We start from the raw sequence: 19,065 nt of genomic DNA on the forward strand, positions 1-19,065 counted from the left end.
ATTTATGTGTGTAATATTTCCTTAAAAACAGCAGTAAATATGAACAGATTGCTGTTACTAGATTTCCCCTAAAAGCAAAACCCTCAGCCCGATTACATAGTAAACTGTGAGGGTTTTATTGGTTTTGGCACCAGTGATCCCGTTTGGATTCGAACCAAAGACCTACTGCTTAGAAGGCAGTTGCTCTATCCAACTGAGCTACGGGACCTATTTTGTTTTTTTGAGTGTGCAAATATAGTTTCTTAATTCGAATATGTAAAATTATTTGATAAATAAGCTATTTATCATTTTTCTAGTACCACAAATTCGGTTCTTCTGTTCTTTGCCCTACCTACTTCCGTATCGTTGGTTGTAACTGGTTTTGCTTTTCCAAACCCCTTAAAAGCGACTAGTCTACCTTTGGGAATCCCTTTTTCTTGCAACAACTCAAATACCGAAAATGCTCTATCGGTAGATAAGCTTATATTACTTGCTTCGTCTCCAACATTATCGGTATGGCCGTGCACCTCAATCTTTATTGTTGGATTGTCTTTTAAATACGCCACAAATTCCTCTATTACAGCAATAGACTCTTCTTTTAATTTGGATGAATTAGAATTGAAATAAATATTGTTTAGCGTGTACGCTTTCCCTACCTCAACAGGTTTACTTTCAAAATTAATCTTTGTAGGTTCTTTCACTGCATTTTCTTCTTTAATGGAAACCAATGATGAATTAAAAGCATAACCTTCTTTCTTAACCGTTACCACAAAATCTTCTTTCTTTTTCATGTTCACAATTGCAATAAACTCACCGGTAGTTGTATCTACAATAGCTTCTGTTTTTTCTTTGCTTTTTGCAGATTTTATTTCGACTGTTGCGTTTTTAAGAGCGGCACCTTTCTCGTCCTTCATTTCGCCTTTTATAAATGCCACAGCTGATGGACGAGCTTCCTTATAGAGTTCGAACGAATAAATATCCCATCCTCCAACTACTTTTCCTTTTACTTTGGCAGATTGATTGGAGGCAAAATAACCATAATGCCCATCGGTACTAACAAAAAAGCCTAAATCATCTGCTTCGGAATTTATTGGATAACCAATGTTTTTAGGAGTAAGCCACTCGCCTTTCTCATCTTTTCTAACATAAAAAATATCAAATCCTCCAAACCCAGGCTGTCCATCGGACGAAAAATAAAGTGTTTCGCTATCGGAATGCATAAAAGGAGATTTGTCGTGCCCCTCTGTATTAATTTTTGGTCCTAAATTTACAGGTGGTGCCCAATTTCCGGTAACATCTCTAGTTGTTTTATAAATATCAATACCTCCCAAACCTCCTTTTCTATCACTTGCAAAATATAGCGATTTGCCATCTGCAGAAAGAGTTGGTTGCGAATCGAAATAAACAGGATCGTTAATTCCATCCACCTTTTTAATCTCAGTCCATGTGCCACCAACTAATTCAGAATAATAAATATCACAGTTTAGCTGCTCTCCTCCTTCATCTTTACAAATAGTATAAAATAATTTTTTATTATCGATGGAAACAGTTGCGCCTCCTTCGTTTGAATTTTTATTGTATGGATCGGGCATTGCAGATCCTTTGTCAAACTTCCCGTTAGTTCCACGTTTGCTAAAAGAAAAAATCTCTACTTCTTTGTCGCTCTGATAAACAGTATTCTTTGAGTTTTGCGGAACCCTTCTAGTAAATAAAATCATTTCATCATCGGGAGAAATTATAGGCAAATACTCACTGTTTTGAGTACAAACACCCTCTACTAATTGAGGATCGAATGGAACGGGATTCTTTTTTAGTTCATCTAAATCTCGATAAATTTTAGCGTACTTAATTATTTCTTTTGATTGCTCTTCTAACGCAGGATAATCTTTTCCATACTTTTTTTCATCATCTGCTTTAAATTTTATAAATTTTTCTAAATAGGTAATGCACTCAGAATATTTTTCTTGCTCATAATAACTAAAACCTAGGTAGTAATAAGGCTCGGCATGAAAATCAGGACATTTTTCTATTACCTTGAGCAGGTATTCGTCTATTACTTTATACTTTGTTTTTTCGTATTTTATTGTAAGAATACGTTCTTGAATATAAGCAAATACAGCTTCAATGTAATCAGGATCTAGCTCCATTGCTTTCTCCAGAAACTTATAACGCTCCTCCTTTTTATATTTCTTTTTATCGGTTCCCTTTTCCAAATTTTTAATCGCTTCTTTATTTTCAGACGAACCACATTTCACAGCTTCATCTTGAGAAAAAGCAGATGTATAAAAACAGAGTACAACTAATATAACGTAAAGTGAATATTTCTTTTGATAAAATAATTGCATAAAAAAGGTAATGGTAGTGTTTAGCACACAAAAATAATACCATTACCTAAATTACAATTTATTTGAGCAATTAATTTACAACAAACTTACTGTACACAGATCCATTCACTGATTTCAGGCCATAATAGTAGGTTCCTGGGATATACTCAGATACATTTATATCAAAAAACGAATTGATTGAAGAATTATTATTTGACTCAAAAATTGTTTTTCCTGAAATATCAAACACCCTTAAATTAACCCAATCATTCGTGTTGCGAGTTGAGTAATTAATTCTCACGCTTGAGCTAGCCGGATTGGGATAATGCCCATAGAATATAAGATTACCCGACTCCGACTTAATCTCTTTCTCAACCGATAATGGAGAAGACTCGCCTACAACCAGCGGAATTATTAACGGATCGCAGTCCAACGGCATAGGAGTATTAATTTGATTTACTTTCTGATAAAATTTTTCGACTTTATACCATTGTTGAGACAAGATAGAATTTCCGGCATCCTTAGCATTGGTTACGGGAAAAATACAGGCTCGAGCCTCACCTTTTCCATCATTGTTGGCACACGAATTAGATGCCAAATACAACTGCTGATTGGAGCTTGCATTAGATGTTTTATCTACGGTAAGAGATGCCACAAAGCTGCTTGTAAGCGTAATTGGAGAGGCAAACGGAATTGAGGTGTATGTTCCAAAATTTAACGCACTGGAGGCGGTGTTTATAGTAGCTGCAGGTGCATATGCATTTGCAAAACTTAACGTTGTAGTTCCTAAAGCCGAGCCATTGGGAAGTGAGTCTGTTCCTGCATTATACAATTTCGCCAAAAAAGTAGTAGCATTTGTACCTTTTTTACCACCTATTAAAACCAGAAATTCATCAATTTGGATTGTTGTAGTATTATCAAAGTGCACCCCCACTTCGTACACCCAACCTCCGGCTCCAAAAGCATAAATAGGTATAGGAATACTTGTACCAAACTGCGTTTTGGTGCATTCTTTAGCAGTTGCACGGGTTAAATAATCATCAAACGTAAGTGTTTGGGCACTTGCATTAATTGCAAAAACCCAAAATAAAATAAAGTAGTTTATTTTCATATTGATAGTTGTTTTTACTTAAATCTACTTTAGTATTTATACTTTTACGAACAAATAAATACGTATTATTATATTTCGAACAAACTATGGACGCATCATTTGATTATTACAATTGGATTTTACTGCCTTTACTCATATTTATTTCTAGGCTATTTGATGTAACATTAAATACCCTTAGGCACATTTTCACATCGAAAGGATACACAAAAATAGTTCCGATACTAGGCTTTTTTGAAGTATTATTATGGCTTATTATTGTAGCGCAGGTAATGAAAAACCTAAATAATGTTGCTTGTTATTTAGCTTGGGCATGTGGGTTTGCTACCGGCACCTATATTGGTTTAAAAATAGAAGAAAAACTAGCATTAGGAAATCAAATTATCCGCCTTATCACAAATCAAAGTACTAGCGGCTTAATTGATTTGTTGCGAGAAAAAAATCATGGAGTAACAATTTTAAGTGGCGAAGGTGCTAAGGGACCCGTAAAAATATTATACATTATTGCTGAAAGAAAAAATGTAAAAGACGTCATTCATATTATTGATAAAAACATTGAAGACGCCTTTTACACTATTGAAGATATTCGCAACTCACATCATGGAATTTTTGCTTCCAAGCGTGCTTAAGCAAGCTAGTAAATAATCAATTTATTTACATACTTAGTTTTTGAATCGGAAGTATGTATTGATAAATAGTAAATTCCTAACGGCAATTTAGATACATCTACACTGGTTATATTATTTACTTTACTAGGTATAACTGTGTTTTCAGAAACAACTTTACCAAGATTATCTACTAATCGCAGAATATGATTCTCTGCAGTATTTAGCCCATTAACAAAGCTTATCTGCACCAATTTAGTTTCAGAATTATAATAACTATTTATTGAATTCAATTCCAACTCATTTACATCACTTATACAAGCAACGGAAAATGTTTTGGCAGTGGTAACACTACCACAATTATTTGTTGCGGTAAGAGATACAGTATACAATCCGGGTGTGTTATACACCACGTTTTGTGTTGCATAAGTAGATGTTGCGGGCGATGCTCCGGAAGCACTCCAACTAAAACTATTGGAAGCTTTGCTTAAAGAACCGTCAAGCAGCATAGTTTGCATAGCACATTTGGTTGTATCTAAATTTATAACCGGAATTGGCAATGAATCTACTCGTATAAAAATAGAAGATGTAGAAGAACAACCACCGGAAACACTTGCCCCTGTTACTTCATAAGTTGTGCTTACAGTAGGTGTAGCAATTACTACTGCCCCAACAGTACTAGTTAGTCCGGCAGCAGGCGACCAATTATACCCAGAGATAGATAACGATGCTCCGGCTGAAAAAGTAACACTAGTGCCTTGACAAATAGAATTGGTATTCTTAGGTGTAGTAGTAATTATAATTTTAGGACTAGGTAAAATCGTTATTGGAATTGACATAGAATCTGTGGTCATACAAGCACCACCGGTAACTTTTAGCTTAACTACAGATGCTATTTGAGATGCTCCAGTATTTATAAATATAATTGTATCAACAATTTTAGTTGATTTACTAGGAAATCCATAAGGGAACTCCCACTCTACACCGCCTTGATAGGTTGATGCAGAGGCATCAAAAATAACAGTATCTCCGCTACATATAGGAGAATTTGGGATTTTTGTATTATCCACATTTACTTTTAATGGACTATTTGTTACATTAGGAAATATAAATAGTGCTGTAGGGGTTGGTGAAAATGCATATTGACCAGAACCGTTAGGATATTCGCCCCAATCACCTAAGTGAACTAGTTTATCTTGATAAAAAATACGAGTCCACACTTGATTCGTTCCTCCAAAAGGAACCGGATTTAGTGTGCCACTGGCAACAATAGCCAATCTATCTCCTGCAGCAAAATCAAGATTGCCTTCCAATGAATGAGAATGGGAAATCCCAACAAAGAAAGAACCTGGTGCCAATCCGGTTGTAGGTAGTTCTATCGGCTGTCCAAAGGTTACTCTTGTAAGTTTATTATTCTGCACATCATCAATAACAGTTTGAAATGGAATTTGAGAAGATTGACCAAGAAAAGTTCCGGGTTTTCCGGTACCATCATCTTCGTATACATTTACTGTAATATACTTACTTGCTGCATTAGAACTCGTTGCATAGCCAAAATTGATTGAAACACTAACGAGTGAGTCATTATTAAAACTAGGCAAATCAAATCGTTGTAAATGTTCCTTTTCTTTTAAGTCATTTACGCCAAATATATGTCCATGATTACCTGCAGAATCTATATAATTATAGTAGTACCCTATTGTAGTTTTGCTCCAAGCCCAATTAACAGTATCACACCCCCCGCCCGGATTTACCATAATTGTTTTATATGCTGTATCAGACTTGCTACCCTTTTTTGCAATCAATCTAATAATTTTAGAACCGAAAGAAACTGAGGATGGATAAAAACCAGTTACTTGCTGTGATAATGATGTTGTAGTTTGATTAGGTATTGTAGCATCTTGCAACTGCCAATCAAATGAAGAAGGTGCGTGTTTCGATTTATTTGTAATCCAAATATAGCCACCAGCCATTATCGTAGAAGGATGTACATCAAAATCAGCAAATGGGTCTGAATATTGAGTAGCACTTAAACAAGCAATTGCTTTTTGTGCATTTATTCTACCTGTTCCAATATTGGTAGGTACAATCGCATCTGTATTGTTTTGTAGGCAATTAATTACATCACTACTAGATAAATCAACTTTATAACTCATCATTAAACCACACAAACTAGCAACTAATGCGGCAGAAGCTGATGTTCCCGATACCGTTGTGAATGCAGTATTAGAAGAGCTTAAATCTGTTGTATATATATTTTGTCCGGGAGCAGAAACATCTATCCATGTTCCATAATTAGAAAACGATGCTTTGGTATCGTTGCTTTCAGTAGCAGCTACCGCAACTATATTGTTGAAAGAAGAATTGTAAGCAGCCGGATAAAATGCATTAGAAGAGTTGTTATTTCCAGCAGCTGCAATAATAATACACTCTTGTTTTTGAGCATATTTTAAAATATTGTACGCTGTTTGAGATGCAACAGAACTGCCCCACGGAATGCATATAATATTCGCTTTATTTAAAGCTGCATAAATAATTCCTTCATAGCCATGTGTAATTACATTAGCTGTGTTAGTTGCCTTTACAGGCATTAACTGTGGCCCATAAGTAGATCCATTTGTCTTAACTAAAGAATATCCTAATGATGCCATGTGTGACACAGCAGTTATAGTGTTGCTTGTTTTTGCGGCAATAATACCTGCCATTCTTGTACCATGCTTCAAAGCAGAATCGGTAGGCCAAACAGGACTGGTGTTGTTATCACTACTAGCAACATCATACCCTCTATAGTCATCGATATAACCATTTCCATCACTATCTAAACCATCTGTTGAAGAAGAACCTCCCTCTCCGGAATTTTTCCAAATATTTAAATCTTGGTGATTAATATTTATAGCATCATCTACCAATGCAACCACAACTTGGCCGTTAGAAACTGTTCCAGAAAAAAGAGCCCAGGCACCAGCAGCATTTACTTTATTTAATTCCCACTGTGAAGTATAACCCGGATCTGTTGGAGTTGGCAACGCGCATGGTTTATCTAAAGGAACCTGTTCTGCATAGTCAACCAACGAGTGTCTATTTAGAATATTTACAACCTCACTCACTTTTTGGGCATTTGCCAATTCTATTTGATATACGTTCATCAAATTAGCATCGTTGGTTCTTACAAACGGTTGACGAACTAATTTAACAGAACTTATTTTTTCTATATCTGCAATAAAAGGCAGCGTCTTCTTATCTATCGTTCTCGAAGCGTTAGGCAAAGGCATAGGTAAAGAAGTACTACTCTTCATCTTTACCCAAATATTGCCATCCAAAAATTTATCATTTATTTTTTGGGCATTAACAACTAGTGTAGCTATCAAAAAACTTAGTAGCAGATAGTGGATTTTGTTTTTCATAGTAATTTGTTGGTTAGATACTTAAATATATTGTTTATTCTCAACAAAATCAACTATATATATAAATTGATTTTTATTTTATCTATCAGAGCCGCAGAATGAAAATGAGTAAAAATTTGATTCAATTCTTTTTTTTAGTTAATTAGCATATCCCCAGAACTAACTAATTTTTAAAGAATGAAAAAACTACTACTTTGTTTATTTGCAATTGTTTGTATAAAACTAGTTGGACAGCCAAAGGATGCTACAGTGCAACTAACAACTACTGTGCAAAAAAACCCTAAAAAAGTTTCGTTTGCATGGGCTACCATTTCTGGGGCTACCGCTATTAAAGTATATAGAAAAACAAAAGTTGGAACAACTTGGACACAAATAGGTAATCTTAGCGGAACTGCAACATCATTCGCAGATACATCCATATCGATTGGTATTGACTACGAATACAGAATATCTAAAACAGGTGGCAAAACTGCAGAAACGTACGTTTACGCTGGCATAGAGGTGCCTGCCATTGAGTATAGAGGAAAAATGTTATTGTTAGTAGATAGTACTTTTAAAAATTCGCTCAATCCCGAAATCAAGTTAGTACAACAAGATTTAATTGGTGATGGTTGGCAAGTAGCAACCTACTACGTTTCAAGGACAACTCCTGTTACAAAAGTTCGAAGAATTATTACTACAGAATATACATTAGACCCAGTTAATGTAAAAGGAATTTATATTTTAGGGCATGTACCTGTTCCTTATTCAGGAAATTTTGCTCCTGATGGGCACCCTGATCATGTTGGTGCTTGGCCTGCAGATGTGTATTATGCCGACATGGATTCTTCCGGATGGAAAGATACTTTTGTAAATAATCCAACAGCAACTAGAACAGAAAATAGGAATATTCCGGGAGATGGTAAATTTGACACAGGATTCCTACCTACTCCTAATAACAATGTAGAACTTGAGATTGGAAGGGTTGACTTATACAACATGCCACAATTTGCGCTAAATGAGCAACAATTGCTAAAGCAATACATTATCAAGAACAATAAATTTAAACACAAACAAACAGTAGCAGCTAGAAGAGGATTAATTGATGACAATTTTGGTTCTGCCTACAACGAAGAATTTGCAAGCAATGGATGGAGAAACTTTTCCTCGTTATTTGGAGCTTCAAACACATTAGCAAATGATTACTTCACAACGATGTCATCTCAAAGCTATTTATTTTCATATGGTTGCGGAGCCGGAAGCTATAAAACGTGCGCTGGCGTAGGTACAACAGGTACATTCGATAGTACTTCTGTTCAAACAGTATTTACCATGCTTTTTGGCAGCTATTTTGGCGACTGGGATTCTCAAAATAATTTCTTACGAGCTCCACTTGCTTCCACCGGATTAACACTTACAAGCTGTTGGGCTGCTCGCCCCTATTGGTATTTTCACCACATGGGCTTAGGCGAACATATTGGTTTTAGCACTAAAGTTTCTCAAAATAACTACAACCTATATATAAACAACACCGGTAGCGCAGGTAATAGAAGAGGTACTCACATGGCTTTAATGGGTGATCCTTCTTTGCGATTACATCCTGTTGCTCCTGCCAGTCAATTAAAAACATCTATAAATGGCACAACAGTGGATTTGCAATGGACTGCAACAACTGATACTGTGCTTGGATACTATGTGTATAGATTAGATACCATAACTAATCTATACAACCGTATTTCAGGAACTACCTATTTAACCGGAACTACTTTTACCGATAATAATCCTACATACAACAACTATTATATGGTTCGAGCAATTAAGTTGGAAACAGGCAGTGGCAGCTACTTTAATCTAAGTCAGGGCATTTTTGACACCATAAAAGTTATAGCGCTTGGTGTTGAAAATATACATACTGCTAACTTTTCCGCTATTGTATTTCCGCAACCCGCAAACACCACTACAGAACTCTCTCTCTTAATTGAATCGGACAAAGACGAGCTATTTGAAATTACTATTTTTGATTTATTAGGGAAGAACGTTTTTTACAAAAAACTGCCTGTTGGTTTTGGCAAAAACAATATTCCGTTACAGGTTAATTTACTAACCGGTACATATATCTGTAAAATAACTAATACATTGGGAGCTGCAATTTCTAAAAAAATAATTATTATAGATTAATGGAGTATAATTTATTTTTGCGGAATAAAACATGTTAAACATTCCAGAAATTAAAAATAAAGCCATTTGGAATTTTGTTTTAACCATCTCTTTTTTAGCCGGATTTTTGTATTTAATTTTTTATGGGCATTCCTATGAAAAAATGCCACAAAAGATACTTGCCATCATAGCAAGTATGTCGCCTGTGTTACTTTTTTTAATTAATGTAAAAACAAGCGCAGGAAAAAACATCTTTTTCCTAGTCGTGTTTCTCGTGTTTTTTGCGATTACGCTTTCCTTAGCATCAGAATACTACAAAGATTACCAACTTAGTAAATATGCTATACATACAAAGGGATTGGTTGTTGAACTAAAAGGTGAACAAGCAAGGGGACGGATAGAATACAGCGCAATTGTGGAATACAAAATTGGGAATCTTGTTTATAAACAATCTATTAGCAATAACGATTACAAGTTAAAACAAGGCGATATACTTGATATAACAGCTTCCAACAAAGATCCTGAATTATTTCGTTTTCATATTAAATGATCAAAACGAAAAACATTACACAATCTATTTTACATTTCCTCCAGAAATAATATTTATCCACACTCTAAAACACTGATTATCAAAAAATTAAACCGTTTACCATTCTACCTTAACAATTTCTTTATATAGGTAAAGCTTGTATAATCCATAAAATGGAAATACATTTGCAGCAACTTAACCAAATTTAACCATGAAAAAGCTCTGCACTTTAATAGGTGTATTTGCTATTTTTTTTATAGCAACCTTCAAAAAAACTTCAGACTTTTTATTGCGTGGAATTATGCAAACTGGCATCTGTTCCAAAAATTGGTTATTTCAACCAACACAAATAATACATTTTTAATTTTAAAACGAAGAAAGCAAATCCAAAACTTAACCAAAAATCATGAAAAAGCTAATTTTATCTGTTGCATTATTTAGCCAAATTATATCGGCAGATGCAAAACAAGTTACACCTCAACAGGCACAAAGTGCTGCACAAAACCATGTTTTGTCAAACACCAAACTTTCACTTCTTTCAGGAGCCAATAATTTATCGTTGGTAAAGAAAGAAAATTGTTTAGTAAACAATCAACCCAATGTTGCGTACTATGTTTTTAACGTAGGACAAAACAATGGATTTGTAATTGTTTCGGGAGATGATGTAGCACGACCAATTTTAGGTTATTCATACGAATCGTCTTTCGATATAAATGACATCAATCCTGGGTTAGAAATATTATTAGACAACTACAAAGAACAAATTGAGAGTGCAATTAAAAATAACACCGTTGACCAAACAGCATTGGCAATGTGGGATAATGCACTAAATCCTTCATCCGACAATTCCGGCATGTTATATAAAAAATCGTCTGTTGCACCATTAACTGTTACTAAATGGAATCAATCAGGAGGTACATATAACAAATTTTGTCCTCCAGGAACACCTTCTGGATGTGTGGCAATTGCAATGGCACAAACGTTAAAGTATTACAATTATCCAGCTCAAGGTATTGGATATAATTCATACACTGACGACAACTTTGGTGTACAAGCAGCGAATTTTGGTGCTACCGTTTACAATTGGACTTTAATGTCAACACCAGGAGCATTAAGCCTTTCGAGCATGAGTAGCACACAAGCTCAAATTGATGAAGTTGCAAGATTAGTTTACCACGTAGGTGTAAGTGTTGATATGGATTACGGAACAATAAGTGGAAGTTCAGCCTCTGTAAAATCTTGGGGAGGTAAAGATGTATTTACAGCACTTACTAAAAACTTTGGATACTCTAGCAGCTTAAAACATGCAAAAATGAGCACAGTTGGAGCAACAACCTGGGATAACACGCTAAAAACAGAACTTGATGCAAAAAGAATTGTACTTATTGCAGGTTACTCAAAACATAAAGTAAACGGTAATAGTGCAGGTCATTTATTTATTGCTGACGGATACGATACTTTAGGCTTATTTCACATCAATTGGGGTTGGGGTGGATCTACAAATGGATTTTTCCCAATGAATGCACTTACCACACACAGCGGTAATTATACTTGGGCTGACTTACAAATGATTTATGAAATAAAGCCGGGAACACCTGCAAAGCATAAATTAAAAATAAATTCAGGCACAGCAAACTACTCTGCCCCTACTTCTGCAACTATTGGAAGTAAAGCAACAGTAAAAACAACTATAAAAAACTATGGAACTGCAAAAGCAACTGGTCAGTTAGTTGCAGCATTGTTTGACTCCAAAAACACTTACGTAACAAGCATTCAAACGCTTTCAAATGTTACCATTAATCAGGGAGCATCTGCAACCTATACCTTTACATCAACAATTGCAAACATTGTTCCTGCTAAGTATAAATTAGGTATCTACTTTGTAGAAAATAACAACTGGCAACTAATTACAAGAAGTGCAAGCAATACGTATCCTTCTAACTTTGAAGTAAAAGATACCAATCCATTAAGAACAACATCTAATTTGGTATTAAAATCAAATACAATAAACATGTTTGATTCTTGTTATATAAAAGTGGGTATTAAAAATGGCTCTACCACCACTGCTTTCAATGGTATAATAAAAGCTTCTTTTTATACGTTGAAAGGTGTATTAGCAAAAGATATTGAAATAAAACAAAATATAACATTAGGTATAAATGCAACAGGTCAATTTACCTTTAAAATGGCTAGTGTTGGTATTTCAGCAGGCACTTACTATATAGTTATATCAAGTAAAGCTACAGGAGCTTCAAGCTACAAATTTTTATCGAGCGGAACCGTTTATAAACCTACTACATTAGCTAGTGTAGTTGTTCCAGAAAGCTCAAATAAATTAATGGTAAATGATGAAAACGAGCATTCAATCATAAATAGTGGCTCAATCAAAAATATTAGTGTTGCATTATTTCCAAATCCTGCTACCACTAGCATTACAATAAAATTAAATGAGCTTACAGAATTAGAAACAAGCTATTCTGCGGAAATAGTAAACCTTAATGGTCAATCTATTAGAAAGTTTGATTTGAATTCGTTGGAAGAACAAATAGATATAAGTGATATACAAAAAGGTATATACATGATTAAGGTAAGTCATAACAACGCAATTGGCGTTCAAAAGCTTATTATAAGCCAGTAGTTTTTCTTTGTTTTAGTTTAGGATTCGCCCAAAGGCAGCCGTTGGCTGCCTTGGGGCTTTTTTAACCCTAAATAGGCAGTTGGAAAATACAACTACCTAAAACTAAAGATTAGTAAGGTTTTTAGTGTTTTTGAATTAGAAAGGAAACCTTACTAAACTAAATTGGGTTTACCCGTACTAAGACAGATAGTACGCTTTTTCAAAAGCTTCTACTTTCTAATTACGGTTCAATGGTTATTCTTTTTGTGTTTTTAAATTCTTATATTTAAGAAAACGCATGTTTTATGGCCGAAATCTCTCCGGAAACCTACACATTAAGCTTACAGGAAGAAAAAAAAGAAATTCTTAAACGTTATCGTAATCTTCTGAAAACCATTCGCAGACGAATGGATAAAGATGACAAACTTCAAATACGCAAGGCTTTTGAGCTTGCCTTGGAGGCTCATAAAGATATGCGTAGAAAATCAGGAGAACCATACATTTTTCATCCAATTGCAGTAGCACAAATTGCTGTTGAAGAAATTGGCCTTGGTCCAACTTCTGTTGTATGCGCATTATTGCACGATGTTGTAGAAGACACCGATATTTCCTTGGACGATATAAAAGGAATGTTTGGCGAGAAAATATCTAAAATAATTGATGGATTAACAAAAATTGCAGGTGTATTCGACCAACAAACATCATCGTTACAAGCAGAGAACTTCCGAAAAATGTTACTTACTCTATCAGATGATATACGAGTAATTCTTTTGAAATTGGCAGACAGACTGCACAACATGCGAACATTAGGTTCCATGAAAAGAGATAAGCAACTTAAAATTGCATCGGAAACTCTTTACCTGTATGCTCCACTGGCACATCGTTTAGGACTTAATGCGATGAAATCTGAACTTGAAGATTTAGGATTAAAATATACTGAGCCCGATGCATTTGAAGAGGTAACCAGAAGATTAAGCGACAGTGAACCGGAAAGAAAAAAATTTATTGCTGCCTTTATTGAACCGATAAAAGATAGTTTAGAAAAACAAGGATTGAAATTCAAGATTTACGGGCGACCGAAATCTATTTTCTCTATCAACCATAAAATAAAACACAAAGGAGTTGCCTTTGATGAAATATACGACTTATTCGCAATTCGAGTAATTATTGATTCTCATTCAGATAGAGAAAAAGCAGATTGTTGGAGAGTGTATTCCATCATTACAGATTCTTACCATCCAAACCCTGACAGATTACGAGATTGGATATCTACACCAAAAGCGAATGGCTACGAGTCTTTACACACTACTGTAATGGGACCTGACGGTAAGTGGGTAGAAGTGCAAATACGAACAGCAAGAATGGATGAAATTGCTGAAAAAGGATATGCTGCACATTGGAAATACAAAGAACCAGGTGGCAATGAAAATCAATTGGATGAATGGATACGTAAAATAAGAGAATTGTTGGAAAGTCCTGAGCAAAATGCAATGGATTTCATTGATGATTTTAAACTTAATTTATTTGCAGATGAAATTTTTGTATTTACACCAAAAGGTGAAATGCGCACACTACCTGTAAACTCAACTGCTTTAGACTTTGCATTTGATATACACTCAAAAGTTGGAGAAAAATGTATAGGTGCAAAAGTAAACCACAAATTGGTACCACTTAGTTACAAACTAAAAAGTGGAGATCAAGTAGAAGTAATTACATCTAGTAAACAACAACCCAAAGAAGATTGGATTAGCTATGTAGTAACGGCAAAAGCAAAATCGAAAATAAAAAATGCCTTAAAAGAAGAAAAGAAAAAAATTGCAGAAGAAGGGAAAGAAATGTTGGAGCGCAAATTCAATCATTTAAAAATTGAGTTCAATCAAAAAAACATAAATGATTTAACCAACTATTTCAAACTTGGCTCTAGTCAAGATGTATTTTATCGTGTAGCCATTGGAACACTAAGTTTGAAACACGTAAAAGATTTTATTGAAGACAGAGAAAAAGGAAAACTAGTACATCCATCTGCACAAACTGAAATTGCAACATCATTAGAAAATCTTGTTCACAGTATTCGTGGAACAAGTGATATGCTTGTAATTGGGGAAGATTTGCAAAAAATAGATTACAAAATAGCTCCATGCTGCAATCCTATTCCGGGTGACGATGTTTTTGGATTTGTAAGTATTAACGAGGGTATAAAAATACATCGAGTTACATGTCCGAATGCAGTTCAGCTTATGTCGAACTACGCCTATAGAATTGTAAAAGCGAAATGGACAAGCAGCGACCATATTTCATTCCTGGCTGGTCTTAAAATTAAAGGAATTGATGAAGTAGGAATTGTAAATAACATTACCAGAATTATCTCGAACGAGTTGAACGTAAACATGCGCTCAATAAGTTTCGAAACAAACGATGGAATGTTTGAAGGAAACATTATGGTGTTTGTGCACGATACAAACCATTTGACCGACTTGATTGGTAAGCTAAAAAAAGTAGGCGGTGTTTTAAGTATTTCCCGAACCGATTCAAATCAATAATGTATTGATCAAAAAATCTAAAACATATTTTATTCTTTTTTTACTTGTAGCACTTCTTTGCATAACTGCTAATTTATTTTCGCAAGAAATAAAATTGCAAAACTTTCGTAGCGATACAAGTGCAATAAATGCTATTATTCGTGTTGCCAAACCGTTAGCTGGCATAAACAATTCGCTTGTTTTTGATGCATCAGACAGTGTAATTAATAAATCGAAAAGAATAAATTATTTAAACGGAATAGACCGTGGACTTTTTTTAAAAGCACTTGCTTATTATTATGTAGGCGACATGAAAAATGCTATAGCACAATGGAAAATTTTAGATGAATACGAAAATAGCAATACCATTTCTATCGAAAATAGAGTTAGAACATTATTTATAGGTGGTGATATATTTGCCGGAATTGGAGATTATTCCAACTCAATCGATTGCTTAAATAAAGCAGAAAGCTTTTTAGATAGCATTACCGATAACTCTTTAAAAAGTGGCATATACAACAGCCTTAGCTCCTTTCAATTAGAGGTTTTAAAAGACGCTGAAAAATCTATTTACTACATAAATAAATCTATAGAATATGGAAAGCTAGCTAACGACAACATTCTAATTACAGCCAGTTATTTAAACTTAGGAGCAAGTTATCAATTAAAAAAAGATTATACACAGGCACTAAATGTTTATACAACCGGCTTAGAATGGGCAGAAAAAAAACCCAATAAAATAAGTCTAAAAGCGCAATTACTTTATAGCATTGGCGACATCTATTTTTTACACCAAAAAAATTACGACAAGTCAATAGAACACTGCCAAATTGCCTATTCCATTTACACTAAGCTAGGTGATAAAAGGGGAACAATACCCATTTTAACACTTTTAGCTAAAAACTATATCGCTAAAAAATCATACAAACAAGCAGAAATCTATTTAAAGAAAGCTGAAGAGGAATCTGTCAATGCACATTTTTTGCTAACTATTTCTCAAGTTTATGAGGGACTAAAAGATTTGTATTTAAAAACCAACGACCTTCCAAACGCTGTTAAGTACTTTGATTTATTTTATCAGATTAATGATTCTATTGCATCGATAGAACAAGTAAAGAAAATAAAAAACTTGGAAGCTAAAGCAATGGAAGAAAAGAAGCAAAAAGAGATTGAACTTGTATTGACAGAAAATGAATTAAATAAACTAAGTGCACAAAATATAAAAAACGAACGAAATTTATTAATTATTGGCATTCTATTTATATTGGCACTAGCCGGTTTGCTGCTTAACAGATATTTTTTTAAACAAAAAGCAACAACACTTTTAGAAATAAAGAACAAAGAAATTGAATCTCAAAAAAATATTATTGAAGAGAAAAATTTAAAAATTATCGACAGTATTACCTATGCAAAAAAAATACAAGAATCCATCTTACCTTCCAAACAAACTATTTTGCAGTTTTTTCCATTAAGCACAATTTACTATAAGCCCAAAGATGTTGTGAGTGGAGATTTTTACTGGTTTCACCATACCAACAACTTGTCTTTCTTTGCTGTTGCAGATTGCACAGGACATGGAGTTCCCGGTGCATTTATGTCGATGGTAGGAACAAGCTTGCTGACTAAAATTATTGTCGAAAATAAGATATACGACACTGCCGAAGCTTTGCACGAAATGAATAAAAGTGTATATGAAATGTTGCATCAAGAACTAGGCGAAGAACAATCTCAAGATGGAATGGAATTAGCGCTTTGCTGTTATAACCATGCTACAAACCAACTTTCATTTTCCGGAGCTCATTTAGGAATTTTATTTATTACTAAAAACGGCATAACACTCTTTAAACCCTCAGAACACCCTGTTGGAGGGCTTTCGCAAAGAGGAATACCCGAGCCTATTAGAACATATAAAAAAACAAAAACATTCATTACCGAAGAAACAACTATTCTCTTATGCACCGATGGTTATATTGATCAAATAGGTGGACTGGAAAATAAAAAATACGGCATTTCAAAACTCAAAGAAGCTACTTCCATTTTTTATAGATTACCGACAGAAACCTTAGAAAAAATAATTGATGAAGAATTTATTTCATGGAAGGGCTCTAACCTCCAAATTGACGATGTGTTGGTTTGGACAATAAATCTAAAGCCGAATAAATTAGCGTAGCAAGGTTAAAAAACCTTTATAGCTTTTATTTTCGTTCTTGCTATTGTCTGTAACAGATAGTATATAATAATAAGTGCCATCACTGGCTTCTGTCCCATTTATTTTTCCATCCCAATGTTTTGTAGTATCTACACTTTCAAAAACTAAAACTCCCCAACGATTAAAAATTTTCAAATTAAAATTAGAATAGCCAACCGTTGTAAGTGTATAAAAATCATTAACACCGTCATTATTAGGAGAGAATACATTTGGAATTAAAAGCTCTTGTGGTTCTTCTGTAGTTACTGTCTTGTTTTTATTGCATAGGCTTATACATGCTGTATCTAATTCAAACTTCCACAAGTCGTTATTATAGTTTAATCCTGCTGAAAAATCGGCTCCGCCAAACAACCACATACTGCCATCTTTTGCTTTAAAGGGCAATGCTCCTCCCCGAGCACCGGGCACATTAGTTATTGCTCCAACGCCTTTTGTTCCAAACACTCCAACCGGATTTGAAAGGGAAGTCCCACTTACAAGTGTCCAAGCGCCATTATCTAAATTATAGTACCATAAATCATTGTATCCTTCATTACCATTGTTAGTATATCCTCCAAAAATCCATAATCCGCAAGGGTTATCGCTCCAAGATGCTCGCTGCTCAAATTTAGCAGACGGCAAGAAGACTGTATCTGAATTACATAAATTACCTGTGTTTCCGTCATCGTTTACTAATTTAGTTCCACTAATCCATGTCCATCTATTTGTTGTAGTATTGTATCTCCACAGGTCATTTAATACACTATCCAATGCACTTGTTTTTCCTGCACCAAATAAATAAAAATAATTTCCATCTGTAAATTTTGAATACGCATAACGTGAGCCGGGATCGTTACTTGGTGCCTCTACCCCCTTAATACCATAATTTGGAGCAATTGGAGCTGTAATCGTATTAACGTCTTGCCCATTTATCCATGTCCATTCATTTGTAGAAATATCGTATTTCCACATATCATTAGTTACTATATTTCCCGAAATCCCACCAAACAGCCATAAATTACCAACACTATCAACCCAAGTGGCATTATTTTCAGTCTTGCTAGGGGGCGAATTGCCTGGAGCAGAAATACCTTTTGGTCCCCACACGCCTAAGGTACCTCCAACATCTGAACCCGACATCCATGTCCATTCATTTGTAGCTATATCATACTTCCATAAATCATTTAATGGTAAATTCCAACCCCACTTATCGTGTCCATAGCCACCAAACATCCATAAAATATTATTTATAGTATCACTCCAAGTCATTGCACCCCACCCTCTTGCTCCTGGTTGGTTTGTAGCAGCAGCAACTCCCTTTGTTCCATACGTGCCACCAACACCCGGAATAGAGTTGCCATTTACCCAAGTCCACATATTGGTTAGCGGATCAAACTTCCACAAAGCGTTGTGCTCAATCATAGAAAAACCATTAATTCCAATCCCTCCAAACAACCAAAAATTTCCATCTCTATCTACCCATTCACAGGCTTCGTACAAACCGGGAGGAGAGTTAGTTGCAGATGCAACTCCTTTTGTTCCATAACTTCCTGCTGAATTAAAAACGGTATCTCCATGCATCCATGTCCAAGTGCCTCCTTGAGAAAAAAGTAATTGAGAAATAAGTAGTAACGGATAACAAACTTTTATCGACAT

At 34.7% G+C, this 19,065-nt stretch carries 10 protein-coding genes and 1 tRNA gene; 6 read left to right on the top strand and 5 right to left on the bottom strand.

The features are described 5' to 3' along the window. Window positions 1–134 precede the first annotated feature (134 nt). The 3 genes from J0M08_06505 to J0M08_06515 all read right to left on the bottom strand — a co-directional run bounded on the left by J0M08_06505 (window position 135) and on the right by J0M08_06515 (window position 3,414). Window positions 135–208, bottom strand: a tRNA-Arg gene (locus J0M08_06505). Between the two features lie 76 nt (window positions 209–284). Continuing rightward, complete coding sequence (locus tag J0M08_06510) at window positions 285–2,324, bottom strand: OmpA family protein (protein MBN8702697.1); 2,040 nt, start codon at window positions 2,322–2,324, stop codon at window positions 285–287. A 70-nt stretch (window positions 2,325–2,394) separates the two neighbouring features. Continuing rightward, complete coding sequence (locus J0M08_06515; GenBank protein MBN8702698.1) at window positions 2,395–3,414, bottom strand: T9SS type A sorting domain-containing protein; 1,020 nt, start codon at window positions 3,412–3,414, stop codon at window positions 2,395–2,397. A gap of 86 nt (window positions 3,415–3,500) precedes the next feature. Here J0M08_06515 and J0M08_06520 point away from each other — a divergent pair, with 86 nt between their 5' ends. Continuing rightward, on the top strand, window positions 3,501–4,040 hold the full coding sequence (locus tag J0M08_06520) for a DUF2179 domain-containing protein (protein MBN8702699.1): 540 nt from the start codon (window positions 3,501–3,503) through the stop codon (window positions 4,038–4,040). A gap of 5 nt (window positions 4,041–4,045) precedes the next feature. Here the strand turns inward: J0M08_06520 and J0M08_06525 are convergent, their stop codons facing one another. After that, window positions 4,046–7,420 carry a S8 family serine peptidase gene (locus tag J0M08_06525; protein MBN8702700.1) on the bottom strand — a complete coding sequence of 1,125 codons (3,375 nt, stop codon included), beginning with the start codon at window positions 7,418–7,420 and terminating at the stop codon, window positions 4,046–4,048. Between the two features lie 177 nt (window positions 7,421–7,597). Here J0M08_06525 and J0M08_06530 point away from each other — a divergent pair, with 177 nt between their 5' ends. The 5 genes from J0M08_06530 to J0M08_06550 all read left to right on the top strand — a co-directional run bounded on the left by J0M08_06530 (window position 7,598) and on the right by J0M08_06550 (window position 17,391). After that, window positions 7,598–9,577: a T9SS type A sorting domain-containing protein gene (locus J0M08_06530; GenBank protein ID MBN8702701.1), complete on the top strand. Its 1,980-nt coding sequence runs from the start codon at window positions 7,598–7,600 to the stop codon at window positions 9,575–9,577. 31 nt (window positions 9,578–9,608) lie between these two features. Continuing rightward, the gene (locus J0M08_06535) at window positions 9,609–10,106 is read left to right on the top strand and encodes a hypothetical protein (protein MBN8702702.1); all 498 of its coding nucleotides are present in this window, start codon (window positions 9,609–9,611) and stop codon (window positions 10,104–10,106) included. 385 nt (window positions 10,107–10,491) lie between these two features. After that, the gene (locus J0M08_06540) at window positions 10,492–12,723 is read left to right on the top strand and encodes a thiol protease/hemagglutinin PrtT (protein MBN8702703.1); all 2,232 of its coding nucleotides are present in this window, start codon (window positions 10,492–10,494) and stop codon (window positions 12,721–12,723) included. A gap of 284 nt (window positions 12,724–13,007) precedes the next feature. Continuing rightward, entirely contained in the window at window positions 13,008–15,242 is a 2,235-nt protein-coding gene (locus tag J0M08_06545) for a bifunctional (p)ppGpp synthetase/guanosine-3',5'-bis(diphosphate) 3'-pyrophosphohydrolase (GenBank protein ID MBN8702704.1), read from the top strand. A 94-nt stretch (window positions 15,243–15,336) separates the two neighbouring features. Then, window positions 15,337–17,391 carry a tetratricopeptide repeat protein gene (locus J0M08_06550; GenBank protein ID MBN8702705.1) on the top strand — a complete coding sequence of 685 codons (2,055 nt, stop codon included), beginning with the start codon at window positions 15,337–15,339 and terminating at the stop codon, window positions 17,389–17,391. Here J0M08_06550 and J0M08_06555 read toward each other — a convergent pair. Next, window positions 17,383–19,065, bottom strand: coding sequence for a gliding motility-associated C-terminal domain-containing protein (locus J0M08_06555; protein MBN8702706.1), 1,683 nt, complete (start codon window positions 19,063–19,065; stop codon window positions 17,383–17,385). The two genes, J0M08_06550 and J0M08_06555, sit on opposite strands and share 9 nt — an antisense overlap.

The organism is Bacteroidota bacterium, assembly GCA_017303975.1.
Lineage (GTDB): Bacteria > Bacteroidota > Bacteroidia > JAFLBG01 > JAFLBG01 > JAFLBG01.